Origin of the sequence: Butyricicoccus sp. AM78-15b2TA, from assembly GCF_027665985.1 — a bacterium.
GTDB classification, from domain to species: Bacteria; Bacillota; Clostridia; order Oscillospirales; family Butyricicoccaceae; genus Agathobaculum; species Agathobaculum butyriciproducens.
Genome location: NZ_JAQEHY010000015.1, coordinates 1 through 24,169 on the forward strand (window position 1 = coordinate 1; position 24,169 = coordinate 24,169).

The following is a 24,169-nucleotide window of genomic DNA, read 5'->3' on the forward strand; positions in this document are numbered from 1 at the left end:
CCTTTGCCGAATGTGCACAGCTTGTACTGCTTCATGTACGGACTGCGGCGAATGACACGCAGCGCCTCATCAACCCATTTTTGCGACTCGGGAAAGAAGTCCAGACAGCAATCAATGCGCGAGAGCGTCAGCTGTTCGAACTCGCAGTCCAGACCGATTTCATACAGCAGTTCTGTCATTTCCTTATCAAGCGATTTCAGCTGGTTTTTTTTCGCGGTGAACACTTTCTTGGGGGAATATTTTCCGTGCAGCAAAGTGTGCGGATTAAGCCGGAAACGAATAGAACAGGCAATGTTTTTATTGGTTTTATTTTCGTAGTGTTTCTGTTTGAACAGATAGAGCACCACGCCCCGACCGCAGTACGAGGTGCAGATATACTTCTCGATGCCTTTGCCGGAATGATATGTCGCGTCCGGGTAGATCTTGCCGAAATGCAGACTTTTCAGATGCTGAAACACCTTGTTGAAGCTCTTCTGGGACATTCTGCGAAAGAATTCAATCGTGTGAATGCCATAGCGAAAATCCATTTCACACGCCGCCTTTCACAAAGCAGGCGATTACGGCGTCATGCAGATCGTCCGATGATTCACAGATCGCATACAGTTCATTGACGGCTTCCACTGCACGGTCATCCGTGTCAGAGATAATGTCAAGATTCATCTGAAAGTCGGCGTCATTCCAGAGCAGCAGTGCCTTTGCGCGTTTGCCGTCGCGCCCGGCCCGGCCTGCCATCTGGTAAAATGACGCGACGCTGAACGGCAGCTGAGAGACAATAATCAACCGGATATCCGAGATATTCACGCCCATACCAAAGGCGGAAGTTGCAATCATGATATGTGCCTCACCGGAACGAAAGCGCGCTTCCTGCTCGGCTCGGTTAGACAGCCTGCTGTGGCAGAGAGCAATAGCAGAAGCCGAAATATCGCAATCCTCAATAAGAAAGTCATGCATATCTTCTACATCGCAGACGCGGGTGCAGTAGATAACGATTTTCCCTTTACTATCGTATTTCTGAACCACTTTTCTGACTTTCGCATAACGAGCAGCATCATTTTTCACAAATGCTTTCTTGAGGGAGAGATTAGAACGTTTGAGCTTGCCGATATGTACCGTCGGATTTTTCATACGCAGACTTTTCGTGATATATGGAATATCCTCCTGCATAACGGTTGCACTGAACGCAGCAACAACAGGGGATGAGGGTAAATCCTTAATAAATTTACCAATATTGCGATACATTGGACGGAATTCGCTGCCCCATTCCGTCAGACAATGCACCTCATCCACAACGACCGTGTGCACCTTGTTCTTCTGAATTGCCTTCCACAGATGCGGATCACTCAGCCGTTCCGGCGCGACAAAGATTGCCTGGAGTTTACGATGTGTCAGCCGTTCGATAACGGTGGTATTCTCCCTGTTTCCACTGTACAGGCAGCCCGCTCGGATTTTACTGTCCTCGCAACGCTGCACCAGATCACGCATGAGCGCGACTGTCGGGAGAATACTAATCAGCAGACCGTTCGGGTACAGGGTGATCATCGAGAGAAAGCAAATCGACTTGCCCTCAGAAGTTCGTGCTAAACCGAGTACATCTTTACCATCAGATAAGTCTGTGATCACCTTCTTCTGAAACGGTTTGAGTCTCGAAATGCCAAAGGTATTACATATCATCTTTTCCTGTTTGTTCGTCATAATTTTCACTCCAAAACATAGAATTTTCGTTCAAAACTAAAATCCAAAAATTTCGCCTGAACTGCCTTTATTCCATTGTTGAGATTGAAGTAGCTTTATAATTTCACAGGAATAACATGATATATAATAATAGCAGCGAAAGACGTTGTACTATGTACTAACTCCACCCATTTCTTTTGGCTAAATCGCTTACCGCAAAACAGAATTTCTCCCACGGTGCCAATGTCATCTGTAACGGGTCGCCCTCTCGAATCCTAAGCGTTCTTCTGATCTCCTTCGGAATAACAACGCGGCCGAGATCGTCCCTTTATGTCAAGTAGGTGCAAAAAAAATTTACAAACTATCCGAAAAGCCTTTAATATCAATGACTCTGGGCTTTCCGGACGGTGCTACGATGCGCCTACGAGGTTTCGATAGATTATGTTATTTTAGGAGTAAATTCGACAGATTTGCCCCGAAATGAAACACCGGAGTCAATTCGCAACTCCGATGTTTTCATCGGTGTCGATTTTTGATTCGTTGAACTTCCAGACAATTTCGATTGTCTCAGTGTCATAAACAAGTACACGTTCAACTGCATCATACAGATGCTCTCTGAGTTTGTCATCGGGCAAGCCGGTCATCCGGCTTGCTGCTTCATGCTGTTCTTCTGCATCGAGACTTTGCTGATGGAAGACCTCAAGCTGGGTTTCACAGGATTCAAGCTGCTCTTTCAGGGCGGCTTGTTTTTGTGCAAGGGCGTCTTTGCCGGACAGATACTCTTCCGGAGTCAGCTTCCCTTCACGGTAGTTTTCATAGATCGTAAACTTCTCACGATCACAGGCATCATACTGAGCTTTCAGCAAGACGAGCTGTCTTTCCAGACTTTCACCTTTGCTTTTCGCTGTTTTTCTGACGGCTGCGGATTCAATACTGACGATCTCGATCTGTCTTTTCAGTGCTTCAAAGACGATTTCTTCAAGTGCGCTTTTTCGCCAGCGGACGTTTTCACACGGACTGCCATCGTGATACCGATGGGACGGACAAGCAAATACAGTTCCATTGGCTTTCTCAAGTTTTCCGCCGCAATGAGCGCAGAAATAAACTCGGTCTGACTGGTCATGGGAGCTTCGGACAAACTTTTTACGTCTCTGGATTGCCTCTTGTGCCTGTTCGTATTCATCCTTTGTCACAATCGCCTCATGCGCATTTTCGCGGATATACCATTCTTCTTTGGGAACGCGCCGCTGGTTTTTGTCACGGATGAATCGGCTTTCGCGGGTATGGTTGACCATTGTTCCAGCGTACTTCACGCTCTCTATCATAGTCAGGATACCGCGATGTGTCCACTGGGGCTTCTTGGAAGATGCCTTTCTGGATACGGCTTTGTGCTGGGCGGGCGTTGGAATACCCTCTGTGTTCAGTTCCTTTGCAATCTGTGTACAGGACTTGCCACTGATCACTTCCATGAAAATACGGCGGACTATCGGAGCGGTTTCCACGTCGATGATAAGGTGATGCTTGTCAGCAGGATCGGCTTTATACCCGTATGGAACTGTGTTCACAAACTTTGCCTTCTCCTGTTTCATGCCCATTGCAGACTTAACCTTCTTGGACAGGTCTTTGCTGTAATAGTCATAGATAAGGTTTTTGAAGGCAATATCCATGCCGATAGTCTTGCCTTCATGTTTCGCGCTGTCATAATGGTCATTGATAGACTTGAAGCGGATGCCGAGAAACGGGAAAATATGCTCCAAATAGTCACCAACTTCAAGATAGTCTCGCCCGAAACGGGAAAGGTCTTTCACTACGATGCAGCTAATTTCTCCATGCTTTGCGCACTCTATCATCTTTGCAAAGTCAGGACGATCAAAGTTCGTGCCGGAGAAACCGTCATCGCAGAACTCTATACGAGGCAGATCGCAGAGAAGCGGGTTCTGATCCAGATGACGATTGATGAGCATACGCTGCGATGCGATACTGTTGCTCTCGTCCTTGACCTTGTTTGTGCGCTTGTCAACGTCTTCAAGCGACAAGCGCAGATAAATAGCGATTTGCTGTTTCATCAAGCAACCTCCTTCCTGATTTTCTCGCAAGTCTTCGTAAGTGCTGCAAACTCATCCATATAGCTGAGTTTGATTTCCAATGTGCCGTCCTCATGAATTTCCATAGTCTCGATGAAAGCGTCCGCCATTTCTTCGGAGATTTCCGTCGCGTCGTGGAAACGGCGGATCATCTGCTTCCACTTCATTTCGCCGGTAATCTGTTCCTCTGTCTGATTCTTTGGCGCTTCCAGCTCGGATAGATTTCTCTCAATCGCCCGGATGTCCTCCATGACGATCTCTTTATGGTGGCTGTACTCGGCGTCAGAGAGCAATCCTTCCTTGAGATCAACATACATACCGCTAAGGAGAGACTGTTTTTGCGCAAGTTTTTGACGCAGTGTCCGTATCTCTTGAACGGTATTGTCTTGCTTAATCATGACTTTTTTCATTGCCAGCAGAGAATGAAGCGTCTTCTCCATATCGAGGAATACTTCCATCTGAGACTTGATGAAGGAAAAAACTGCATCGTCAAGATCCTGCTTCCGTATTTTCACGTCGGAACAACCTCTTGTTCCATGCTCGGCGTAGGTCGGGCATTTGAAGGTGAAATACACCTTGTCCTTCTTCGTGCTGATGGAACGTTGCAATTTCATAATTGCTCCGCACTCGGCACATACAAACTTCTTCCCGTAGATATTTTTCGCTTTGGGTAGATGATCGTACTTGCCTGAATTGGCTCTCGTGCGTTCTACGGCTGCACGGTTGATCTCCTGCACCTTTTCAAAAAGTTCTTCACTGAGAAGTGGCTCATGGGTGTTTTTAGCGATGATCCATTCGTCTTCGGACGTGATGTGATAAGGGATGCTTCCATAGAGACACTGACTGCCTTTCTTCTGAGCTAAATGCCCGATATAGACGATGTTTTGAAGAATTTCGGTTATCATGTGTTTGTTCCACAGAATGACCCGATCCTTCTTATTGAAGTTCGTTTCCACCCCGCGCTCCCGTTTGAGCTGACTGGGTGAAAGAATACCGGCATCGTTAAGCTTTTTGTTGATGCCCATGTAGCTGACACCTTCGGCTCTCCATTGGAATATCTGGACAACAATCGGCGCAGTTTCAGGGTCGATCAGAAGATGGTTCTTGTTCTCAGGGTCTTTACGATAACCATAAGGTGCATAGTTTCCGATATAATCCCCGCGCTCCATCTTCGCTTGAAGGGCTGTTGTGACCTTGCGCGAGATGTCCTTCGCATAAAAATCATTGACGATGTTCGACAAGGAAGCGGACAAATGCCCTTCGCTCGTTACCGTTGCAGTGTCAAAGGAGTCATTGACGGAGATAAAGCGCAAATCGAAGAACGGGCAGACCTTTTCAATGAACTGAGAGGTTTCAATATAGTTTCTGCCGAGACGGGATAAGTCCTTCACCACGATGCAATCTACAATGCCCATCTTGACGGCTTCCATCATCCGGTTAAACTCTGGACGGAGAAAATCGGTTCCGGTATAGCCGTTGTCAACGAACAGCGCCGTCTTCTCAAGATACGAGCGTGACGCAACATAGTCTTCAAGGAGCGTGGTCTGGTTATCAATCGAGTCCGAACCTTTACCGTTATCCTCGACGGAGAGGCGGACATAAAGAGCGGTTTTCCAGCGGCGGATAGGAGTATCAACTGCTGGGGTAGGGAGATTTTGCTTTTTCCGCGATACTCGTGCCATTAGACCACCTTCCTTTCAAAGCGAATGACTTTATTCGCGTCCTCCTTTTCCTGACGTTCGCGCAGGAACTCAACGATAGATGCAAAGCGGTCGCAGTGCATGAGACCGACATCAATGTCTTTATTCTCTCGAATGTGAATATAGTCGATTAAGTTGACCACGGTGCTTCGAGTGAGTTCCTTGATATTTGCGTATTTTCTGAATTGCTCAAGCCAGCTTTGTTGTTCTGCCAGACCTCCCATCACGCTGTTTCGCTCACTGGTGAGCCGCATAATGGTGTCGCTTGCCTCCTTGATCTGCTGGTCGAACTGAGCTGTAAAGGCTTTGTATTCCTCACGGCTGATAAAATCGCTCTTGAAGTCTTCATAAGCACCGGTTTTCAAGCGGCGGTTCTTATCAATGATTTCTTCCTGAAACGAAATTTTTGCTTTGATCTTCTCAATCTCGCGGTTTTCCCAAGCCATATCGTCAATCCGCTTCAACGCATCTGCCATATTCATAGCGGCGTCAATATGTCCTTGAACGACAGCGAGAACGGTATCATATACAACAGATTCTTTGATGCTGTGAGACGAACAGAAGGTCTTGTCGCTCTTGTTGCCACCGCAGATGAAATAGGCATATTCCTTATCTCCGCAGCGTGATACTCTGCGTACCATCGGGCTTCCGCAGTCAGCACAATAAATTTTCCCGGAAAACGGATGGACGCCGGTTGCACCGGACGGGCTTCTTGTATCATCCAGCATGAGCTTCTGAACAAGATCGAATTGAGCATGGGCAATGATAGGCTCATGGGCATTTTCTGTCCGCGCCCACTCACTTTGCGGCTTCACTACGGTCTTTTTAACCTTGTGGTTTGGAGACGTGGTTTTGCCTTGCACCAGTGTTCCGGTATAAACCTCGTTCTTGAGAATGCGATATATCGCAACGGCGCTCCACAGAGCAACCTTCTTCGTCTGGAAACAGGTGCGCTGCTTTGAGCCATTCGCTTTCTTGTATTCAATCGGAGAAGGGACATTGGCGTCATTAAGCCGGTCTGCGATCTGAGCCGGAGACAGCCCTTCTATCTTCCACTTGAAAATATCCTGCACAACCGGCGCAGCAACCGGGTCAATCACCAACTGGTTCTTGTTGTCCGGTGATCTCAGATACCCGAAAACCACACGAGAGCCGACAAACTGTCCATTCCGTCGCTTTGCATCAAGGTTTGATCTGACTTTGATGGAGATGTCACGGCAATAGGAATCGTTCATCAGGTTCTTGAACGGAAGGACAAGCTCGTTGTCTGCCGCTCCGGGCTGTGCGCTGTCATAGTTGTCGTTGATTGCAATAAAGCGAATACCGAGGCGGGGGAATATCTTCTGGATGTAGTCACCAGCCTCAATATACTCACGACCAAAACGCGAAAGGTCTTTCACCACGATGCAGTCAACTAAGCCAGCGCGGACAGCCTCCATCATTCTGTTGAAGTCAGGACGCTCAAAGTTTGCGCCGGTAAAGCCGTCATCGCAGTATTCTTTTACTACGGTAATCTCCGGGTGCTTCTTGAGGTATTCCTTAATGAGCATTCTCTGGTTTGAAATGCTGTCACTCTCAAGTTTTTCGCCGGAAATAGAAAAGTCGCCATCTTCCTTTGATAATCTCAGGTAGATGGCGGCTTTATAATCTTTATCCAAAGATAATTTCAGCATAAAACGCCACTCCTTACTTTATTCCGGTCTGATAACCCGAAAACTAAAGTAGCAGTGGTGTTTCGCTGATTTTGTCCATGCTTATTATAGCACAGTCCAAAGCAATTATCCAGCCTTTTCAGATTTGTTCACAAAAAAGATTCTTTTGGGGTTATCCGACGGCTTTCTCACATACTTGCAAGCAGATTTACGAAATTGTCATTGATCGTAGCCTGAGTATTTGCGTAGGAAACCCTAACTACCGTGTTGCCGACCTTAAACATATAGGGATTTTTGATCTGCTCCACATAGGATTTCATCCGATCTTCTACCGACATGGAACGGTCAATTTTGACGTCCCGAATATCCACCAAGGAGTCGAGAAGTTCTTTTCTGCTTCTCTCATTCTCCATAACATCACCGCCTTTTCACGAGTATTCTTGCCCAATATTTACCTTCTTATGCGTTAAGCCGCGAGAACACTTTATCAGCAAATTGATAGGCAGCGGTCATGAGGATCGCTGCCCATAGTATTCACTGATAAGTCCTTTCGGACGTTTTCACAGTGTTCTACTTCCGGCATATTTGCAGCTCGCGCCCCTGCCGAATAGGGAATGCTGCGGACTACCAATGGTCAATCGGTATCATGGGACTCTCACCCCTCCGAGGATCGCTCCGAGCCGCCCCTTCAAAGAAAAGACGGAAGTATCATTATACCCGGCATCTGCATCGTCGCAAGCAGCCACACCACACGGCTGTTATAGCTCTCCGGAGGTCGCTCACTCCCTTGCAGGAGGTCTTGGCGTCGGAAGCTGTGTTGCTTCGCAGAAGCGGAAAGATCCGCAGCACTGAACTATTCAGTTTTCAAGGAACAGTGAAGCGGCCTGATTAACCCCTTCACTTTACAACGGACATTTTTTAAGCGAATTAGGGGGTGCCGGAGAAAAATTTTTTGAATTTTTTTCTGAGGGCATTTCGGGTTTCCTGAACCGTCGTGTAGTCAACGCCAATTTCCCGCGCATAGCTGCTTAGACTTTCCCCAGCAATCATGCAATGCTCAAATACACCGCGCTGTTTTTCTGTCAGACCGGCGTAAAATGTCTTAACCATGAGCTGCATTGTGACTTCTTTTGCGAGATCATACGAGTCAGCAAGCCATGCGGCAGTCTTCACATCGTCCTCCGGCATAGCGTCAAGGGACAGTACAGCATCAGAAGTTTTTTCTTCGCCGTCTTCATCCTCAGATGCACCATCAGAGCCATACGAACGTCTGAGCATCTTTTCCTCAGCGCGAAGTATTTTCATGACCTCACGGTCAACCTCCGTTACTTCGCCGGTGATTTTTACGCGCACCATGCACTTTCCGTCCTCCGTAGTCCAGAGGTCGTAGTCGAACTCGACAGGGGTTTTAGGGATTCGTTTCATTGCTTGTCCTTTCCGCTGGCGCGGAGCAGCGGATGGACAAGCCTAAAAAAAGAGCCGCATGACGGTGAGTTGTGATCCCATGCCGATAAAACAGAGTGCGAACACTCTGTTCATGCGGCATTAGGAAGACTCACCAGTCAGCGGCTCCACAGCACAGCTATCAAATATTTATTTGTTAAACTCCTTATCCTCTGTTGAGGTGGAGATATAACCTTCTCATACTGAGAACATTGAAGACGGTTTCTCTTCCGCAGAGTTTGCACTTTGCCTGAACGTGACCTCTTGTGTCCTCAAAAACGATGATGGTATTGTGATGGCAGTACGGGCATTCCATCGTTCGCCTCTTCTGGCTGGCAATGGCGATACGCGCCCGTCTGATCTTCATCTGCATTTCAGCAGACGGTTCAGTAACACGGATATTCTTTTTCATGCCCATACCTCCGTCGGATCGTTGAACTCTGAATATGGGCGGTCTTCGAGATAACCAAGCTGGCGCAGACGGATGACGGCTGCGGATTGGGAAACACCGAGTTGTGCGCATATCGCTCTGAGCGACAGGCGATCCCGGTATGTAAAGTAGCCGTCATAGGACGTCAACTTCTTCTCAGGGATGAAATACCATGCGGCAAGGTCAATTTCTTTCTGCGGCATCAGGATTGCCGCGCCGAGGACGTTTGCTTGCCATTCATTCCAGTCCTCATGTGTTTTGAGATCGCGCAGCGAATAGGCTGTTCGTGCGGAATACTGCCGGTTGCAGCATTGCTTGACTTCATCGGATTCCATCTGATAGAGAATCTGATGAGCGCATTCGTGGGCAAGCGTGAAGCGCCGCTTCCCGCAGAGCTTCTTTATCTGTCCCTGACGGATGAAGCTCTCGTCGAGCAACACCTGATTACATTTAAGCGGGAGTGTTCGTCTAACGCCCTTTTCCTCAACGATGTACTCTGTATCTGTATAAGCGGTCAAGCCGCAGATACTTCCATCGGAGGACAGGCGGGCAAAAGACACTTGCAAGCCGAGATAGTCTCTTGCGAACTGATCAATCGGCGTTGCACGAGCCATACGGACTTCCTCGGACTCCGTGCCAAAGAAGAACTTGTTGAAGTCTTCCGTGACGGCTGCTGCAATTTCTTCGATTTGCTTCTGGGATAAGATCACTGGGCATTCTCCTTTGCTTCGACAAACCACTTGTCTCCTTCATGAAAAAGGAACGACTCCTTTCCTTTAATCATGACTGTGTAACGGATGCCGCCACCACCAACCTTCTTGGATGTGGCGCGGCATTTGTAAAGAATCTGGTCGATCTGAAAAATCAAACCATTGTCCCACCTGATGAAACGCGGACGGATAGCCCCTTCCTTGTCTACATCCAGATTGACACAAACATACGCCTTCCTGCATCGTGCTTCCATGTTTTGCATCCTCACTCCTTGCCATTGAGCTGTTTCGGTGAAACAACTTATATTTGTAACTTTTCTGTGCATATTCTCGCGTTCCTCTTGACTTGATGAGTAATCCGCGATATACTGTGGGTAATTGAATTACGCATATCTATTATACATACTTCAACTACCCATGTCAACAGAAATGGGAAATTCAGTTTCGCGAACTTTTTGTGAAGGAGTGGTGAACGAGACATGACGTTTGCTGAGAAGTTCAAGGAAGAACGAGTAAAGAAGGAACTAACCCAGCAGCAAGTCGCGGACAGCTTGGGGATTACGCGCAAAATGATCACGCTGTATGAAAAAGGGACTTCTTTGCCCCGCACACGGGAAGCATATAAGAAGATTGCCGATTTCTTCGGTGTTGATGTCAATTATCTTCTGACGGAAGATGAGAACTTCGTTGTTCAGGCAACAGAGAAATATGGTGCGCGTGGAAAGAAACAGGCACAGGACTTGGTGGATGGTATCTCCGGTTTATTTGCTGGCGGAACGCTTTCTGAGCAGGACAAAGATGCCGTCATGAAAGCGTTGCAGGACATCTACTGGGATTCCAAAGCCCGAAATGTCGAAAAATACACGCCAAAGAAATACAAACTGCATCTCGATGAGGATTGAGGGCGGTTTATTGGACTGCTGATGTTATATAATTACGGAATAACCATCGGTATAGCGGGGGTGATGAAAATTGCTTCTACGACCTGAACTCATTCACCGCAAAGCCACGGATATTGTACGAGGCTGCGGAACACGGGACACCGTGCGTATTGCAAAAGAGTTGGGTATCTACGTTCATTTCATTGATGGACTGAACGAACTGCTTGGAATGTACACCTACCGGCATAAGGAGAGGCACATTCTTTTGAACTCCAATATGGAGTATATTGTAAAGCTCATGGTCTGCGGACATGAGATTGGTCACGACTGCTTGCACCGGGAGCAAGCCAAAGGCGCAAGCGGATTGCAGGAGTTTACGCTGTTCGATATGCGTAACGAGATGGAATATGAAGCCAATGCGTTCAGCGCCCATTTGCGGATCGACGATGACGAGCTGATGGAACTGATGAAGCAAGGGTATGATGTGGTACAGCTTTCCTCCATCATGGAGACGAATGTGAACTTGATGCTGATCAAGCTCAACGAGCTGAATCGCATGGGATGGCAGCTTAACTTACCGTATGTACCGCGTTCAGATTTCCTCAAAAATGTCAAGCCGGAAGGTTGACAGCAGAGGTTTTAAGGGATTTCCTGTCTGATATATTCATTATATGGGATGCCCTATGTCGAAACCTACACAATCCTGCAATGGCACTGAATTGCCGTATGCAGATGATGCTTGAACTACTCTCTCTACTTATGTCTCGTTACACAGTCGGAGTTCAAGAAGCAGCAAAAAGCCTTACACAAGAAACGTAACCGCGATAGACAGAGAAAGGACGTGCATTATGAAGTACAAACTGTTCCGTTCCCCTGGTGATCTGGACAAGTCCGTCCTCAAGCATGAGCTGGTTGCTGTGGAGATTGGCGGCAGCATTGAAGAAGTCACAGACGCACTCATCCGCGCAGTTCGGGATGATCTTGCGGAAATGCCAGAATATGCGCACTGTGAAACCGCTGCGTATGCACCGGAGCCGGTTCAGGAGCATCGCCGCGTGAGACGTTATCAGTATGAGATGATGGGTATTGTTTACCCGCAATATGCGGAGAAAAATATTCTGATTGATTATGGTGTGATTGAAGAGGTAGAGTAATGTCAGAGCGTTATGTCGGACAACTGCATAGTGCCGATGACTTGATTGCCGCTGTTGAAGAATACGGCTTTCTGCCTTTCTTTCAGAACGAGATTCCCGGCTTTTCTGTTGAAGAGCTGTGCGCCCCTGAATTGTGGTTTGCGGATGATGCAGACGGTCCGTGGGAGTGGAAAGGTCCGGCTGCGCGAAGCGGCAAATGTCTCTACGGCAAGATTTTCAATAAAAGAGCTGGCTTCGTGAGCCGTGATTGGATTCCGGACTTTGCAAACTTCCGGCGAGACGGATATGACTTTGATGCTCGGTGGGATGATGGCTTGACGTCCTATAAGGACAAAGAGCTTTACGAAACCATAGCTGATGAAGGCACAGTTCTTTCCAAGCGTCTGAAAGAATTACGGAACTATCGCAAGGGCGGCAACACCGGCTTTGAAACGTGTATCACAAGGTTGCAAATGCAGAGCTATGTCTGCATTGCGGATTTCGTTTATATGCAGGACAAGTACGGAAGACCTTATGGCTGGGGCGTTGCAGAGTATGCGACGCCGGAAGAGCTTTTCGGGTACGACTTTATCACGTCCGCCTATCAGCGAGACCCGCAGGAATCCAGAGAACATATTCTGAGACATCTGCACACGCTTCTTCCCAATGCAGTCGAGAAGCAGCTTGAGACAATCATAAAGGGGTAACGCTATGGACGATCTAATCTATGAAAAGGATTACCGACAAGTTGAGCCTACTGAACGCGATGAATGGTCCGAAGAGGTCTATGACCGTGTGCTTAACGGAGGTATGCTGAAAGCGTACTCTGAGGCGATGGACAAGATACCTAAGATCATTGTGCCGGAGGATAAGAAGAATTACGAGTATCTTTTGGAACGCTGTGATGCGTTTGTCAAGCAGCATCACGGACGTATTGAAGGGATCGTAGACTACCACCACTGGCATTCTGAAATCAATTTGTTTCTTCCATTCGTGGAGTTCGATGATCCGGAAGGCCTCGCTTTCCTGAAAGAGATCGCGGATAAGGCACATACCGTCTGCTTCTCTCCCGCTGAGGAAGGCGGCATTCGCGTCCACATCTTTATCAATTATTTTGACGAGTGGCTGCCAGAAGGAGCAAAGCAGCTTATAGAATACGACGCTATCATGAAGGATGAGCGGCTTGCATCTCTGCTGGGAATGCAGGATTCGTTTAAGCCGGAAGATGAGCCGGACTTGGAGCGCATAGAAGCACTTCTTGAGCGGTTTGAAACGGAAACTGATCTTAACCAGAGCGACGTGTTCTATGGAGTATTTCAGTTGATTATGAAGTCCAAAGATGAGGACATTACACTTGGAAAGATTGCAAATTTGATGGAGGTACTGTTGTATCTTGTTCTGAATGGTGGTCTGGATCAAGACGAATAAACATGGAGGCAATTATGAGCAACAAACTTGTAGCATATTTTTCTGCGTCCGGCGTAACCGCAAAGGTAGCCGAGACGCTGGCAGAGGCAATCGGCGCGGACATTTTCGAGATAGAGCCGAAGGTTCCTTATACGAAAGCTGATCTGAACTGGATGGACAAGAAAGCCCGCAGCACGATTGAGATGAACGATCCTGCTTCTCGTCCAGAAATTGCAGTGAAGCGGGACAACATGAAGGACTACGACACAATCTTTGTTGGTTTCCCGATCTGGTGGTACGTTGCACCGACAATTATCAATACGTTCCTTGAGAGCTATGATCTGACCGGCAAGACGATCATCCCGTTTGCGACCTCCGGCGGAAGCAACATTGGCAAGACGAACGAACGCCTTGCGCCGAGCTGCAAAGGCGCAAAGCTGCTGGAAGGCAAGGTCTTCAAGGGCAGCGTCGGGCATCAGGAGCTTGCGGCATGGGTTGATGGACTTGGACTTTGAAAAGAGTACAAATCGGAATTTATTAAGGAGAATATGGATGAAACTGTTTTTATGTTCGCACTTTTCAAGTGTAGGAAGTTTGATAAAAGAAGAAATTGATAACAAGAAAGTCGCATTTATTCCCACAGCTTCGCTGCGTGAAGGCTATACCGGTTATGTCGGCTCGGCTCGAAAGCTATTCAATAAACTGGGAGCAGCCGTAACGGAAATTGATATTTCAACGGAGGCTTATTTAACGATACAGTCCGTTTTTGAAGATGCGGATGTGATATATTTTACTGGTGGAAATTCTTTCTTCCTTATGGACCAGCTCCGTAAAACGGGAACGGATGAGCTATTGAAGAAGGAATTGGCAAAGGGAAAACTGATGATCGGTGAATCGGCAGGTGCGATTATATGCGCTCCAACCATCCAATATATTGAACAAATGGATGAAAAGCCGGAGGACTGCTCACAAGAAGATGATGCAGGGCTTGATTTGATTGATTTCTATGTTCTTCCGCATTATCTTACAGCACCATTTAAGAAAGTTACCGAGAAAATAATGACTGAATTTTCGGATTTGAATCTATGCCCAATTAACAACCGTCAGGGAATTGTAATTGATGGTGAAGGTTCAAAGGTTATTTGCAAAGACTAATTTGATAATTCAAGTTTAACGAACAGGAGATGATGATCGCATGAAAATCCTATATGAACTATCTTGGCTATGGGAAACGCTGGGCATTGCACTTTTGGCTGCGGCTGTCTGCGTGGCTTGCGGTGCGCTGATCTGCAAGGCGGTGAAGAAGAAACTCAGCAAAAAGGTGTTGGCGGTCATAGGAGCTGCGGCATTTGTGGGCGCGATTCTGGCGGTCATTCTGATTGCCCGGACGCCGATGCCGCTTTGACAGAATAGGAGAAAGTGATAATGGTTGTTCTTACCGAGCAAATAGAGATTCCGGCTTCCTATGAAAAAATGGAGGCATGGACTGCCAACTTTGAGGAAGAGTTTGTGAAATGGAGTCCCTACCACATCGAATGCAATCTCTATAACGGAAACTATAACGCAGGAAGCAAGATCCGCTTCCGCGAGATCGTCATGGGGCTGGACTACGATGTGACCGGCACAATTACGGAATGCGAACAGGATGAGAATCACTTCCGCATTGTATTCCGGAGCGACAAGAAAACGGCGTTCATCACCTTTGAAGGGAAAAGAACTAAAACAGGATGCCATTTCTCTCACACCGAGGCTTTCGGCATGACCACGCCGGTAATTGGGGCGATCATGAACTTCCTGATCTTCAAGGTGTTTTTCAGGAAAAAGGCAAACTGGCAGCTTATCCGGGATGATATGATTCTGGATAACAGGTATTTATATGACATTCTGACCGAAGGAAAATACCCGGAAAGAATCCCGCTGGACAAGCTGCTGACCGGCGCGAAGTAACCGGACGGAGGACTGAATAATGCCGCTTCAAATTGTCAGGAATGACATCACAAAAATGAAGGTGGACGCCATCGTCAACGCTGCCAACGAGTCGCTGCTGGGTGGCGGCGGTGTGGACGGCTGCATTCATCGTGCTGCAGGACCGGAACTGCTGGCGGAATGTGAAACGCTCCACGGCTGCAAAACCGGGAGCGCAAAAATCACGAAGGGCTATCGTCTGCCCTGCAAATATGTCATTCACGCAGTCGGTCCGCGCTGGTATGACGGGCGGCACGGTGAGTGCGAACTGCTGATCTCCTGCTATCGGACATCGCTCATGCTGGCGAAGGAATACGGATGCGAATCGATTGCGTTCCCGCTGATTTCCTCCGGCATTTTCGGCTATCCAAAGGATCAAGCCCTCAAGGTTGCGATTGACACCACCAGCAGCTTCCTTCTTGAAAACGAAATGACGGTGTACATCGTCATTTTCGACCGCAAAGCCTATCAAATCAGCGGCAAGCTGTTTGCCGACATTGCTTCATACATAGATGACCGCTATGTGGACGAACATACCGATAGTCGTTCCGAGCGTCTGCGCAGGATGAACGCCTTCCAGATGGAAGAACCCATGCCTTGCGAGTCATCCGTTTGTGATGAAGCTATTGAAAATTGTGATGAAGCTATTGAAAAGCTCACAGCTCCTATGGCAGTCAGCTCCGAAAAGGCAGCAACACTCGACGATGCACTGGAACAGATCGATGAGAGCTTTTCGGAGATGCTTCTGCGGAAGATTGACGAACGCGGCATGACGGACGCACAGTGCTACAAGAAGGCGAACATTGACCGGAAACTCTTCTCGAAGATCCGCTCGGACAAGTCCTACAAGCCTTCCAAGCCCACAGTCATTGCGTTTTCCATTGCCCTTGAGCTGCCCCTTGCGGAAATGAAGGATATGCTCATGAAGGCTGGTTTTGCACTCTCCCACTCCAACAAGTTTGACATCATCGTGGAGTATTTCGTGGAGCATGGGAACTATAACGTCTTTGAGATCAACGAGGCTCTGTTTGCCTTTGACCAGAGCTTGATAGGAGCATAAGGCTTATGGATAAAGTATTTCAGAAATTTTTGCGGAGTGGTATTGACCTTTCGCCCGTAGGGGTGGAGCGTCGTGAAGATAATAACCCCTACTTTTGCACGCCCAAAGGTGCATCTATTTTTGGCTGGGCGGGTGTGGATGGCATCCACTTCTGCTTTGTTCGAGGCTTTGGCGGCGTGGTTTTTTCCGTTAGTCCCATGAACTCGGCTCCTGATTATGTTCATCCGTTGGCAAACAATTTTGAAGACTTTTTGAGGCTGCTCCTTGCTTGCAGTGATTCGGCAGCGTTGGAACAGGCGTGGATGTTGGATAAGTCCCAATTTGAAGCCTTTTTGCGGGATAACCCTCCAACGCAGGATCAGCAAAGAACGTTATTAGAGCTTGCCGAGAAAATGAAATTGACGCCTATGGAACAGCCGTGGGCATACATCAAAAAACTGCAAGCATCTTTTGATTACAGCAAGATCAAGTACACCGAGGACTATTATGATGTTGATATGAACCCGGAAGCAGAACTGACCATGCCTGAGTGGAAGGTCTACTTTGAGGGAAACTTCTGGGGACATTCGGGAAAAGACCGTGCCGGAACGGAAATCCGGTTGAATAAGCAATTTGACTGGGCTGGGCATCATTGGGTTATTCCTGCGGCGTATTCTTGCAGTAAGGGACTCGTCATGGACTTTTGTATGCGCACCCCAGATGAAGACATTCGTAAGTTCATGACTAAATGGGATTTACACCCCGAAAACGACTCCTGCGAATACTTCACACAGGAGCAGCAAATGCAGATAGATTTAGACAATCCACTTTGCCTTGACTTTATTCCTCGTTTGGAATTGAACGGGAAAACAATGCTGACCTCCCACGGCTGTTCGGTGGTCTTTAATCCATGTTTGCCGGACAGGATGATCAATGAAGCGGAAGCAAAGTGGGCATTAGAACACTATGGTTTGGATACATCCTATGGATGGATGATTTTTCGGGCAGCTTTTCCATGGACAAGCAAACGCCGTCCTGAAATAAAAGCCCTCTCCCTTACAATGGAACAGCAGTCACGCCGTGTCCCGGGACCGCATTTCAAGACACACGCTCCCGGCGATTCGTTTTCTTTTTCCCATCCGGTCAGCGGAACAAAATATACATTGACCGTTCAGGAAATGGAGCAGCAAACAATTTCTGAAAAGTTCGTTGGTTCCGACCGGTGGTTCTATCCCACGCATTTTACTGCTATGAGCTATACGCTTTCTCCTGAACCGGACAATGATATTTCGATCTGTGATTGCGCTGAGGGAGACAAGCCTTTAGAAATTGCCTCATGCTCTGACCGCTATGCACCAGAGGCACAAAACGATATTGCTTGTATCGGCATTATCGGCGGAGCGGACGGTCCAATCGCAATCGTGTGTGGAGGCAGCTCAAAAGAAAAACTCCATGCGGCTTGTTCCTCTCTACACTTTGAGCCGGTGGAGGGTGATATTGAATGGCGTGTCGTATTCAACATTAAAAACTCTAATGAAATGTCATTAGAGCTAATCTAAGAAGAAAGCGGAGGCAAAGAAGGTGAAGCAACGCACTTACATCGCAATCGACCTGAAATCCTTCTACGCCTCCGTGGAGTGCAGGGAGCGCGGCTTAGATCCTCTGGACACAAACCTCGTCGTTGCGGATGAAAGCCGTACCGACAAAACCATCTGCCTTGCCGTCACGCCGTCCCTCAAAAGCTACGGTATCTCCGGACGCGGACGGCTGTTTGAAGTCAAGCAGCGCGTGAAGGAAGCAAATGCCGGACGGCAGCACGACGCGCCGGGACACAGACTGGACGGCACATCACACTTCTTCTCGGAGCTGCAAGCAGATCCGTCTCTGGCGATTGACTTCATCATCGCGCCGCCTCGGATGGCGTACTACATGGAGTACAGCACCCGCATCTATCAGGTTTATCTCAAGTATATTGCCCCGGAAGATATTGTGGTCTACTCCATCGACGAGGTGTTCATGGACGTGACGGACTACCTGAATACTTACAAGCTCTCGGCACATGACCTCGCCATGAAGATCATCCTCGATGTGCTTGAAACAACCGGCATCACAGCAACCGCCGGAATCGGCACGAATCTTTTCCTCTGCAAAGTGGCAATGGACATTGTGGCGAAACACATCCCCGCCGACAAGAACGGCGTCCGCATTGCAGAGCTGGATGAGATGAAGTTCCGGCGCGAGCTTTGGTCTCATCAGCCGCTCACGGACTTCTGGCGCGTGGGTCGAGGCATTGCCAAGAAACTTGAGCAGAACGGGATGTTCACAATGGGCGATGTTGCCCTCTGTTCCGAGCGGAACGAGGACTTGCTTTATAAGCTGTTCGGTAAGAATGCGGAATTGCTCATTGACCATGCGTGGGGCTGGGAGCCTACGACCATTGAGGCGATCAAGGCATACCGTCCCAGCTCCAACAGCCTCAGCTCCGGTCAGGTATTGCACTGCCCCTATGAGCCGCAGAAGGCGAAGCTGGTTGTGCGGGAAATGACGGATTTGCTTGTGCTGGACTTGGTGGACAAGGGACTTGTTGCTGACCAGATGGTTCTCACCGTTGGCTACGATATTGAGAACCTGACCGACCCGGCGCGACGGGCAAAGTATCACGGCGCGGTTGAGAAAGACCCCTACGGTCGGGAGATTCCCAAGCAGGCGCACGGCTCTATCAACCTTGACGGTCACACATCCTCTACCCGCAAAATAATGTGTGCTGTGTCAGAGCTATTTGACCGGATCGTGGACAAGAATCTGCTTGTCCGCCGTATGTATGTTGTGGCAAATCATGTCCTGCCGGAAGCGGACGCACCGAAGAAAAATGACGGTGCTGTCCAGCTCGACCTCTTCACGGACTATGCCGCCGAAGAGGAAAAGCAGAAAGCCGAAGCTGCCGCCTTGGAACGGGAACGAAAAATCCAGAAGGCGGCTCTCGCCATCAAGAAGAAGTACGGAAAGAACGCCATCCTCAAGGCGATGAATCTTGAAGAAGGCGCAACCGCGAAAGACCGTAATGCGCAGATCGGCGGGCATAAGGCATAAAGGATCAAACTAATCGGAAATTGTGAAATCCACATATTTTAAGAAGGAGCCTTCGCTTACGCGAAAGCTCCTTTTCTGCACACCTTACTTTTTCAGTTTTAAGCCATCTCGGAATGCTTCGCCCACACGCTCGGTGACTTTATAATAGCCGTGGGTGTAGGGGTCAAATGCGATGGCATTGACCTTAGACATATCAATTTTTCCATCCACCATAACGCTCTCATCGGCAGTGACATTGATCACCTTGCCGATGACGCCGCAGCCGTACTCATTGTTCTGATACTCAATGAACTTGCACTCCAAACAAATCGGGAACTCGTTGATGACCGGCGCATCGACGGCTTCGGCTTTGCTGGCGGTCAGACCGCTGCGGGCAAATTTATCGGCAACTTTATTGCCGGACTCCACACCAAAATAATCCGCTTCGACCATGTGGGCGGCATCGGCAATGCTGACGGTAAATGCGCCCCGTGCCTTGATGTTCTGTACGGTCTTATGAGTCTCGGTGAGGTTCAGCGCAACGGTGTCCCGCTCCTGCATGGTGCCCCATGCGGCGTTCATGACATTCACGCTGCCGTCCTCGTTATAAGTCGCAACCATCAGAACCGGCATCGGGAAAATGCCCTCGGTGATTTTTAATTTCGTTCTCATGATAACTTCTCCTTGTGATCAGATTGACAGGACTGTTCATCCTGCTTATAATTATATCCATGCAAATCATAAATTCAAGTACTGGCAATTATGACAGGTACTATCTTAGGAGAAAGTGGAATGATAAAAAATTACATTGAGAACGCCAATTTCGAGGACACCGGCTTTGCCTACACGCTGTCGCTGATCTCCGGCAAGCACAAGATGGTCATTCTTTACTGCCTGATGGAGTTTGAGACGGTGCGATTCAATGAGCTGAAACGGTATCTGAAAACCATCTCCGACAAGACCCTCAGCACGAACCTCAAGGAGCTGGAAGCGGATAAACTGATCGTCCGCATCGAGTATCCGCAGATCCCGCCGAAGGTGGAATATACGCTTTCGGAACGAGGAAAATCGCTGATGACTGTGCTGGATCAGCTCTGTGTCTGGGGCGAAGAAAACCGGCTGACAGAGTGACAACTTTCAGTTTATCTAAGAGGTGAGATATAGAATGCGCATGAATAATAGGTACGACGAGATTATCAATCTCCCTCACCACGTCTCCAAGACGCGACCGCAGATGCCGATGTCAGATCGTGCAGCGCAGTTCGCGCCCTTTGCAGCACTCACCGGATATGAGTCCGCCATCAAGGAAACCGGGCGTCTGACCGACGAAAAGATTGAGCTTGACGAGGAATCTCTGACTGCATTGGACATGAAGTATCAGCTTCTCATGGAAGCCCTTGATGACGCGCCGGAAGTTACCATCACCTACTTCCAGCCTGATGAGCGGAAGGCTGGCGGCAAATACATAGCAGCAACCGGCGCGGTCAAAAAGGTCGATGATTTTGAGCGGCGAATCACCATGCGGGACGGCACAAGGATTCCGATGGATGACGTTCTAAGTATTGACGGGGAGCTGTTCTCATCGCTGGAATAATGTCGCTTGCCATGCGACCAAATGAAGTGAATACCGAAGTACAATATGACTGTAAGGTGAGACGCCAGGCAGTCATATTTTTTATATACGGAGGTACTGAACATGAGAAAGAACTTGACGGAGATCGTATTCATCCTTGATCGCAGCGGCTCTATGAGCGGACTGGAAGCAGACACCATCGGAGGCTTCAACTCCATGATTGAAAAGCAGAAAAAAGAGAATGGCGAGGCATTGATCTCTACCGTTCTCTTTGACAACGTGAGCGAGGTTATCCATGACCGTGTGCCGGTTCAGAAGGTGGAGCCGATGACCGACAGGGACTATTCCGTTCGCGGCTGCACCGCGCTTCTGGATGCTATCGGCGGAGCGATTCATCACATTGGGAATATCCATAAGTACGCAAGAAAAGAGGATGTCCCTGAACACACACTGTTCGTCATCACAACGGATGGCATGGAGAATGCAAGCCGCCGTTATGACAGCGAGAAGGTCAAGAAGATGATTGAACGACAGAAGGAAAAGTACGGCTGGGAGTTTCTTTTCCTCGGTGCAAACATTGATGCAGTTGAGACGGCAAAGCATTTTGGAATTGGAGCAGATCGAGCGGTCAATTACCACTCTGACCGCGAGGGAACGCAACTCAACTATGAAGTTCTGAGCGAAGCGGTTTCCGCTGTCCGATGCAGCGTACCGCTGGGTACGAATTGGAAAAAACGTATTGATGAGGACTTCAATTCCAGAAAGGACGGGAGAAAGTAATGAGAACAATCACCGTAAAAGGGACAGGCAATGTCTCCGCAAGACCGGATTACATCATCTTATCCCTGAACATTGAAGTCTTATCTGAAACCTATGACCGCGCAATGTCGGAAGCTGCCGAGAGAATCGAAAGACTGCAAGGTGCCGCAGTCCGCGTTGGGTATCGCAAGGAAGACCTGAAAACCACGAGCTTTGATGTCCAGACAAGGTACGAGAACGTCAAGGATCGGCAAGGAAATTACAAGCGGGAGTTTGCAGGATATGCTTGCACCTACCGCCTAAAACTTGCCTTTGACTTTGACAGCAAACAGCTTGCAAAGGTCATTTCTGCGATTGCGGATTGTGGGGCGCAACCAGAACTCAGCATTGCGTTCACCGTGAAAAACCCGGCAAGAGTCAGCGAAGAGCTGCTGATCAATGCGACGGAGAACGCCAGAGCAAAGGCGGAGATTCTTTGCAAAGCATCAGGCAGTACGCTTGGGCAGTTGCTCAACATCGACTACAACTGGGGCGAACTCAATGTTTTTTCCAGAACAAGCTACGATGTTGAAGACTGCATTCAGCCTCTCATGGCGATGAGCAAATGCGCTGCACCAGAAATCGAGCCAGACGATATTGACGTATCTGACACCGTGACTTTTACATGGGGAATCACCTGATCGAATAAATATTTTGTACCACGACCCCCTATTTTGAATAAAAAAAGTCCGTTGTAAAGTGAAGGGGTATTTTACGGGGAGTCTCTGCGAGGGAATACGATTTTAGAGAATAGCAAGCACAGCCGGTGTATATACACACGGCGATTTCCGATTAAGGAAACCCTCCCCTTAATCGCAGAAATGCTTGTTGGGAAGTCTCCCAAACCCTCTTTCTTTACGAAAGGACGGAACGCCGATGGCAAACAGAACGCGACCAAATCAGATACTCTTCTTCGTCTCCGACGATGAGAAAAGAATCATCAAGGCAAAGATGGCGCAGCTCGGAACAAAGAACATGGGAGCATATCTCCGGAAGATGGCGATTGACGGCTATATCATCAAGGTGGATTACACGCAGCAGAAGAAACTCGCCGCCGCTGTCAGCCGTGTTGCCTCGAATATCAATCAGATTTGCCGCCGCATAAACTCCACTGGACACTTCTATGCGGACGATATTGCAGAGCTGAAAGAAAGGCAGGGTGAGATATGGCAGTTACTAAAATCAAGCCAATCCGAGGAACTGTAAACAAGGCTCTTGCCTATATTCTCGACCCGCAGAAGACCGACGATGCCTTCTATGTTTCCTCCTATGGGTGCGCTGCAAGCGACGCGGCAGCAAAAGAATTTGAATGGACAAGAAACCTTGCAGTGCAGCAAGGAATGCAGATGCCGAAGGTACTTGCCCGTCATCTGATTCAGTCCTTTGACATCGGGGAAGTGACACCGGAAGAAGCGCACGAAGTCGGGAAACAGCTTGCGGACGAATGGCTCAAGGGCAAGTACGAGTATGTGATTGCAACCCACATTGACAAGGGGCATTGCCATAATCACATCATCTTCAATGCTGTGAATTATGTGGACTTCCATGCCTACCGGAGCAACAAGAGAACCTATCGGGAGCTGCGTCAACTCAGCGATGAAATATGCAAAGAACATGGGCTATCTGTGATCCCTCCGTCGCAGAACAAGGGCATGGACTACAAGGAATACACCGAAGCCAAACGCGGCACGAGCTGGAAACAAAAGCTCAAGCAGACCATCGACCGGCTTGTCATCACTGCGAAGGACTACGATGACTTTCTGCGGCTCATGCAGGAAGCCGGTTATGAAATTAAGACCGGCAAATACATTTCCTTCCGCGCTGAAGGTCAGGAGCGATTTACCCGCTCTAAAACCATTGGAGAGAACTACACCGAGGAACGCATCAAGGAACGGATTGCCGGACGGACACCCCGAAGAAGCCAGAGGCAGACCATGCAGAAGGGCATCTCTCTCATCGGAGATATTCAGGAGCGGATCAGGCTCATCGACAGCAAGGGCTATGAGCATAAAGCCAAGCTCACGATCCTCAAGGAAGCGGCGCGGACACTCAACTATCTTACGGAAAACAACTTGCTCCAATACGCCGATCTTGAGAAGAAGGTTGAGGACGTTCACAGCTCCTATGACCGCACCGGCAAGGAGCTGAAAGACGTTGAGGCACGTCTGCGGGAAGTCCAGCCGCTTATCAAAAACATCTCCAACTACCAGCACCTAAAGCCCGTATATGACGCCTTCCAGAAGGCGAAAGACAAGCCGAGTTTCAAGGCAAAGCACGAAGCAGAGCTTGTGATCTTTGAGGCGGCGCGGAGTACACTGCTTGCCATGCAAGGCGATGAAAAGCTGCCGAGCTTGAAGACGCTCCAAGCGGAACAGCAGAGACTTCTTGAAGAGCAGCAGCGGCTTTATGACGAACGTGCGAGGCTCAAAAAGGAAGCTCGGATGATCGACACTTTGAAGGCAAACGTGGACGATTTCCTCAAGCCAAGCGCAGAGCGCGACCAAGAGTATCAACGCAATTCTCAGCGCGAATAAAGAGAAAAGGAAAGGCAGTTTTCATGAGTAACTGCCTTTCCCTTTTTGAAAATCAAAACCATCAAGAACTTGCATCTTTT

The 24,169-nt window shown here is 48.5% G+C and carries 29 protein-coding genes and 1 pseudogene; 18 read left to right on the forward strand and 12 right to left on the reverse strand.

The genetic code is table 11. The features are described from left to right. The 11 genes and pseudogenes from PGS25_RS12410 to PGS25_RS12460 all read right to left on the reverse strand — a co-directional run. A partial coding sequence (locus PGS25_RS12410) for a hypothetical protein (protein WP_270418895.1) occupies positions 1–527 on the reverse strand: 527 nt, incomplete at its 3' end. Between the two features lies 1 nt (position 528). Further along, positions 529–1,692 (reverse strand): RecQ family ATP-dependent DNA helicase, encoded by a 1,164-nt coding sequence (locus PGS25_RS12415; protein WP_270418897.1) that lies wholly within the window; start codon positions 1,690–1,692, stop codon positions 529–531. 226 nt (positions 1,693–1,918) lie between these two features. Next, a pseudogene (locus tag PGS25_RS12420) lies at positions 1,919–1,975 on the reverse strand (stage V sporulation protein T); the annotation flags it as partial. Between the two features lie 190 nt (positions 1,976–2,165). Further along, entirely contained in the window at positions 2,166–3,737 is a 1,572-nt protein-coding gene (locus tag PGS25_RS12425; RefSeq protein ID WP_119191165.1) for a recombinase family protein, read from the reverse strand. After that, positions 3,737–5,437, reverse strand: coding sequence for a recombinase family protein (locus PGS25_RS12430; protein ID WP_118480469.1), 1,701 nt, complete (start codon positions 5,435–5,437; stop codon positions 3,737–3,739). The genes PGS25_RS12425 and PGS25_RS12430 overlap by 1 nt, the downstream gene beginning before the upstream one ends. Then, the gene (locus PGS25_RS12435; protein WP_118480471.1) at positions 5,437–7,128 is read right to left on the reverse strand and encodes a recombinase family protein; all 1,692 of its coding nucleotides are present in this window, start codon (positions 7,126–7,128) and stop codon (positions 5,437–5,439) included. Before PGS25_RS12435 ends, PGS25_RS12430 begins: the two co-directional genes overlap by 1 nt. A gap of 167 nt (positions 7,129–7,295) precedes the next feature. Then, complete coding sequence (locus tag PGS25_RS12440) at positions 7,296–7,520, reverse strand: DUF6870 family protein (RefSeq protein ID WP_008396774.1); 225 nt, start codon at positions 7,518–7,520, stop codon at positions 7,296–7,298. Positions 7,521–8,034: 514 nt separating this feature from the next. Beyond that, a complete protein-coding gene (locus PGS25_RS12445) occupies positions 8,035–8,532 on the reverse strand; it encodes a hypothetical protein (RefSeq protein WP_119191164.1) in 498 nt (165 codons plus the stop codon). A gap of 184 nt (positions 8,533–8,716) precedes the next feature. Further along, positions 8,717–8,962 carry a hypothetical protein gene (locus tag PGS25_RS12450; protein ID WP_044930861.1) on the reverse strand — a complete coding sequence of 82 codons (246 nt, stop codon included), beginning with the start codon at positions 8,960–8,962 and terminating at the stop codon, positions 8,717–8,719. Further along, complete coding sequence (locus PGS25_RS12455) at positions 8,959–9,690, reverse strand: ImmA/IrrE family metallo-endopeptidase (protein ID WP_118480475.1); 732 nt, start codon at positions 9,688–9,690, stop codon at positions 8,959–8,961. The genes PGS25_RS12450 and PGS25_RS12455 overlap by 4 nt, the downstream gene beginning before the upstream one ends. Then, a complete protein-coding gene (locus PGS25_RS12460; protein ID WP_118480489.1) occupies positions 9,687–9,944 on the reverse strand; it encodes a hypothetical protein in 258 nt (85 codons plus the stop codon). The genes PGS25_RS12455 and PGS25_RS12460 overlap by 4 nt, the downstream gene beginning before the upstream one ends. 225 nt (positions 9,945–10,169) lie before the next feature. Between PGS25_RS12460 and PGS25_RS12465 the strand changes: the two genes are divergently transcribed. From PGS25_RS12465 to PGS25_RS12520, 12 genes are all read left to right on the forward strand, one after another. Continuing rightward, entirely contained in the window at positions 10,170–10,592 is a 423-nt protein-coding gene (locus PGS25_RS12465) for a helix-turn-helix transcriptional regulator (RefSeq protein WP_118480477.1), read from the forward strand. Between the two features lie 70 nt (positions 10,593–10,662). Continuing rightward, complete coding sequence (locus tag PGS25_RS12470) at positions 10,663–11,199, forward strand: ImmA/IrrE family metallo-endopeptidase (protein WP_118480479.1); 537 nt, start codon at positions 10,663–10,665, stop codon at positions 11,197–11,199. A 220-nt stretch (positions 11,200–11,419) separates the two neighbouring features. After that, on the forward strand, positions 11,420–11,725 hold the full coding sequence (locus PGS25_RS12475) for a carboxylate--amine ligase (RefSeq protein WP_270418902.1): 306 nt from the start codon (positions 11,420–11,422) through the stop codon (positions 11,723–11,725). Continuing rightward, the gene (locus PGS25_RS12480) at positions 11,725–12,411 is read left to right on the forward strand and encodes an AlkZ-related protein (protein WP_119191163.1); all 687 of its coding nucleotides are present in this window, start codon (positions 11,725–11,727) and stop codon (positions 12,409–12,411) included. The genes PGS25_RS12475 and PGS25_RS12480 overlap by 1 nt, the downstream gene beginning before the upstream one ends. 4 nt (positions 12,412–12,415) lie before the next feature. After that, the gene (locus PGS25_RS12485) at positions 12,416–13,132 is read left to right on the forward strand and encodes a hypothetical protein (RefSeq protein ID WP_270418905.1); all 717 of its coding nucleotides are present in this window, start codon (positions 12,416–12,418) and stop codon (positions 13,130–13,132) included. A 14-nt stretch (positions 13,133–13,146) separates the two neighbouring features. Then, positions 13,147–13,626 carry a flavodoxin gene (locus tag PGS25_RS12490; RefSeq protein WP_118480487.1) on the forward strand — a complete coding sequence of 160 codons (480 nt, stop codon included), beginning with the start codon at positions 13,147–13,149 and terminating at the stop codon, positions 13,624–13,626. Between the two features lie 37 nt (positions 13,627–13,663). Next, complete coding sequence (locus PGS25_RS12495) at positions 13,664–14,266, forward strand: Type 1 glutamine amidotransferase-like domain-containing protein (RefSeq protein WP_270418907.1); 603 nt, start codon at positions 13,664–13,666, stop codon at positions 14,264–14,266. A 40-nt stretch (positions 14,267–14,306) separates the two neighbouring features. Next, positions 14,307–14,516, forward strand: a complete 210-nt coding sequence (locus PGS25_RS12500; RefSeq protein WP_119191161.1) for a hypothetical protein — start codon at positions 14,307–14,309, stop codon at positions 14,514–14,516. A 20-nt stretch (positions 14,517–14,536) separates the two neighbouring features. Then, on the forward strand, positions 14,537–15,058 hold the full coding sequence (locus tag PGS25_RS12505; protein ID WP_119191160.1) for an SRPBCC family protein: 522 nt from the start codon (positions 14,537–14,539) through the stop codon (positions 15,056–15,058). Positions 15,059–15,077: 19 nt separating this feature from the next. Then, positions 15,078–16,136, forward strand: a complete 1,059-nt coding sequence (locus tag PGS25_RS12510) for an O-acetyl-ADP-ribose deacetylase (RefSeq protein WP_270418910.1) — start codon at positions 15,078–15,080, stop codon at positions 16,134–16,136. Positions 16,137–16,141: 5 nt separating this feature from the next. Next, a complete protein-coding gene (locus tag PGS25_RS12515) occupies positions 16,142–17,674 on the forward strand; it encodes a hypothetical protein (RefSeq protein WP_118564764.1) in 1,533 nt (510 codons plus the stop codon). A gap of 22 nt (positions 17,675–17,696) precedes the next feature. Further along, positions 17,697–19,205 carry a Y-family DNA polymerase gene (locus tag PGS25_RS12520; protein WP_270418911.1) on the forward strand — a complete coding sequence of 503 codons (1,509 nt, stop codon included), beginning with the start codon at positions 17,697–17,699 and terminating at the stop codon, positions 19,203–19,205. An 84-nt stretch (positions 19,206–19,289) separates the two neighbouring features. Here the strand turns inward: PGS25_RS12520 and PGS25_RS12525 are convergent, their stop codons facing one another. Beyond that, positions 19,290–19,856: a flavin reductase family protein gene (locus PGS25_RS12525; protein ID WP_118480145.1), complete on the reverse strand. Its 567-nt coding sequence runs from the start codon at positions 19,854–19,856 to the stop codon at positions 19,290–19,292. Between the two features lie 120 nt (positions 19,857–19,976). Here PGS25_RS12525 and PGS25_RS12530 point away from each other — a divergent pair, with 120 nt between their 5' ends. The 6 genes from PGS25_RS12530 (at position 19,977) to PGS25_RS12555 (ending at position 24,089) form a co-directional block, all read left to right on the forward strand. After that, the gene (locus PGS25_RS12530) at positions 19,977–20,315 is read left to right on the forward strand and encodes a winged helix-turn-helix transcriptional regulator (RefSeq protein ID WP_118480147.1); all 339 of its coding nucleotides are present in this window, start codon (positions 19,977–19,979) and stop codon (positions 20,313–20,315) included. Positions 20,316–20,355: 40 nt separating this feature from the next. Next, positions 20,356–20,778 carry a YolD-like family protein gene (locus PGS25_RS12535; protein WP_119191172.1) on the forward strand — a complete coding sequence of 141 codons (423 nt, stop codon included), beginning with the start codon at positions 20,356–20,358 and terminating at the stop codon, positions 20,776–20,778. 102 nt (positions 20,779–20,880) lie between these two features. Next, positions 20,881–21,537 carry a vWA domain-containing protein gene (locus tag PGS25_RS12540; RefSeq protein ID WP_118480149.1) on the forward strand — a complete coding sequence of 219 codons (657 nt, stop codon included), beginning with the start codon at positions 20,881–20,883 and terminating at the stop codon, positions 21,535–21,537. After that, positions 21,537–22,196 carry an SIMPL domain-containing protein gene (locus PGS25_RS12545; protein WP_270418913.1) on the forward strand — a complete coding sequence of 220 codons (660 nt, stop codon included), beginning with the start codon at positions 21,537–21,539 and terminating at the stop codon, positions 22,194–22,196. The genes PGS25_RS12540 and PGS25_RS12545 overlap by 1 nt, the downstream gene beginning before the upstream one ends. Positions 22,197–22,431: 235 nt before the next feature. Next, complete coding sequence (locus tag PGS25_RS12550) at positions 22,432–22,761, forward strand: plasmid mobilization protein (RefSeq protein ID WP_118480153.1); 330 nt, start codon at positions 22,432–22,434, stop codon at positions 22,759–22,761. Further along, the gene (locus tag PGS25_RS12555) at positions 22,722–24,089 is read left to right on the forward strand and encodes a relaxase/mobilization nuclease domain-containing protein (protein ID WP_119191156.1); all 1,368 of its coding nucleotides are present in this window, start codon (positions 22,722–22,724) and stop codon (positions 24,087–24,089) included. Before PGS25_RS12550 ends, PGS25_RS12555 begins: the two co-directional genes overlap by 40 nt. The last annotated feature ends 80 nt before the right edge of the window (positions 24,090–24,169 follow it).

Excerpts from the sequence above, each read along its gene's own strand:
- PGS25_RS12535 (WP_119191172.1), top strand. The coding sequence starts at position 20,356 with ATGAATAATAGGTACGACGAGATTATCAATCTCCCTCACCACGTCTCC.
- PGS25_RS12450 (WP_044930861.1), bottom strand. The coding sequence starts at position 8,962 with ATGAAAAAGAATATCCGTGTTACTGAACCGTCTGCTGAAATGCAGATG.
- PGS25_RS12430 (WP_118480469.1), bottom strand. The coding sequence starts at position 5,437 with ATGGCACGAGTATCGCGGAAAAAGCAAAATCTCCCTACCCCAGCAGTT.
- PGS25_RS12555 (WP_119191156.1), top strand. The coding sequence starts at position 22,722 with ATGGCAGTTACTAAAATCAAGCCAATCCGAGGAACTGTAAACAAGGCT.
- PGS25_RS12510 (WP_270418910.1), top strand. The coding sequence starts at position 15,078 with ATGCCGCTTCAAATTGTCAGGAATGACATCACAAAAATGAAGGTGGAC.
- PGS25_RS12490 (WP_118480487.1), top strand. The coding sequence starts at position 13,147 with ATGAGCAACAAACTTGTAGCATATTTTTCTGCGTCCGGCGTAACCGCA.
- PGS25_RS12435 (WP_118480471.1), bottom strand. The coding sequence starts at position 7,128 with ATGCTGAAATTATCTTTGGATAAAGATTATAAAGCCGCCATCTACCTG.
- PGS25_RS12445 (WP_119191164.1), bottom strand. The coding sequence starts at position 8,532 with ATGAAACGAATCCCTAAAACCCCTGTCGAGTTCGACTACGACCTCTGG.
- PGS25_RS12540 (WP_118480149.1), top strand. The coding sequence starts at position 20,881 with ATGAGAAAGAACTTGACGGAGATCGTATTCATCCTTGATCGCAGCGGC.
- PGS25_RS12425 (WP_119191165.1), bottom strand. The coding sequence starts at position 3,737 with ATGAAACAGCAAATCGCTATTTATCTGCGCTTGTCGCTTGAAGACGTT.
- PGS25_RS12515 (WP_118564764.1), top strand. The coding sequence starts at position 16,142 with ATGGATAAAGTATTTCAGAAATTTTTGCGGAGTGGTATTGACCTTTCG.
- PGS25_RS12465 (WP_118480477.1), top strand. The coding sequence starts at position 10,170 with ATGACGTTTGCTGAGAAGTTCAAGGAAGAACGAGTAAAGAAGGAACTA.
- PGS25_RS12485 (WP_270418905.1), top strand. The coding sequence starts at position 12,416 with ATGGACGATCTAATCTATGAAAAGGATTACCGACAAGTTGAGCCTACT.
- PGS25_RS12495 (WP_270418907.1), top strand. The coding sequence starts at position 13,664 with ATGAAACTGTTTTTATGTTCGCACTTTTCAAGTGTAGGAAGTTTGATA.
- PGS25_RS12415 (WP_270418897.1), bottom strand. The coding sequence starts at position 1,692 with ATGACGAACAAACAGGAAAAGATGATATGTAATACCTTTGGCATTTCG.
- PGS25_RS12550 (WP_118480153.1), top strand. The coding sequence starts at position 22,432 with ATGGCAAACAGAACGCGACCAAATCAGATACTCTTCTTCGTCTCCGAC.
- PGS25_RS12525 (WP_118480145.1), bottom strand. The coding sequence starts at position 19,856 with ATGAGAACGAAATTAAAAATCACCGAGGGCATTTTCCCGATGCCGGTT.
- PGS25_RS12440 (WP_008396774.1), bottom strand. The coding sequence starts at position 7,520 with ATGGAGAATGAGAGAAGCAGAAAAGAACTTCTCGACTCCTTGGTGGAT.
- PGS25_RS12460 (WP_118480489.1), bottom strand. The coding sequence starts at position 9,944 with ATGGAAGCACGATGCAGGAAGGCGTATGTTTGTGTCAATCTGGATGTA.
- PGS25_RS12500 (WP_119191161.1), top strand. The coding sequence starts at position 14,307 with ATGAAAATCCTATATGAACTATCTTGGCTATGGGAAACGCTGGGCATT.
- PGS25_RS12530 (WP_118480147.1), top strand. The coding sequence starts at position 19,977 with ATGATAAAAAATTACATTGAGAACGCCAATTTCGAGGACACCGGCTTT.
- PGS25_RS12505 (WP_119191160.1), top strand. The coding sequence starts at position 14,537 with ATGGTTGTTCTTACCGAGCAAATAGAGATTCCGGCTTCCTATGAAAAA.
- PGS25_RS12545 (WP_270418913.1), top strand. The coding sequence starts at position 21,537 with ATGAGAACAATCACCGTAAAAGGGACAGGCAATGTCTCCGCAAGACCG.
- PGS25_RS12480 (WP_119191163.1), top strand. The coding sequence starts at position 11,725 with ATGTCAGAGCGTTATGTCGGACAACTGCATAGTGCCGATGACTTGATT.
- PGS25_RS12475 (WP_270418902.1), top strand. The coding sequence starts at position 11,420 with ATGAAGTACAAACTGTTCCGTTCCCCTGGTGATCTGGACAAGTCCGTC.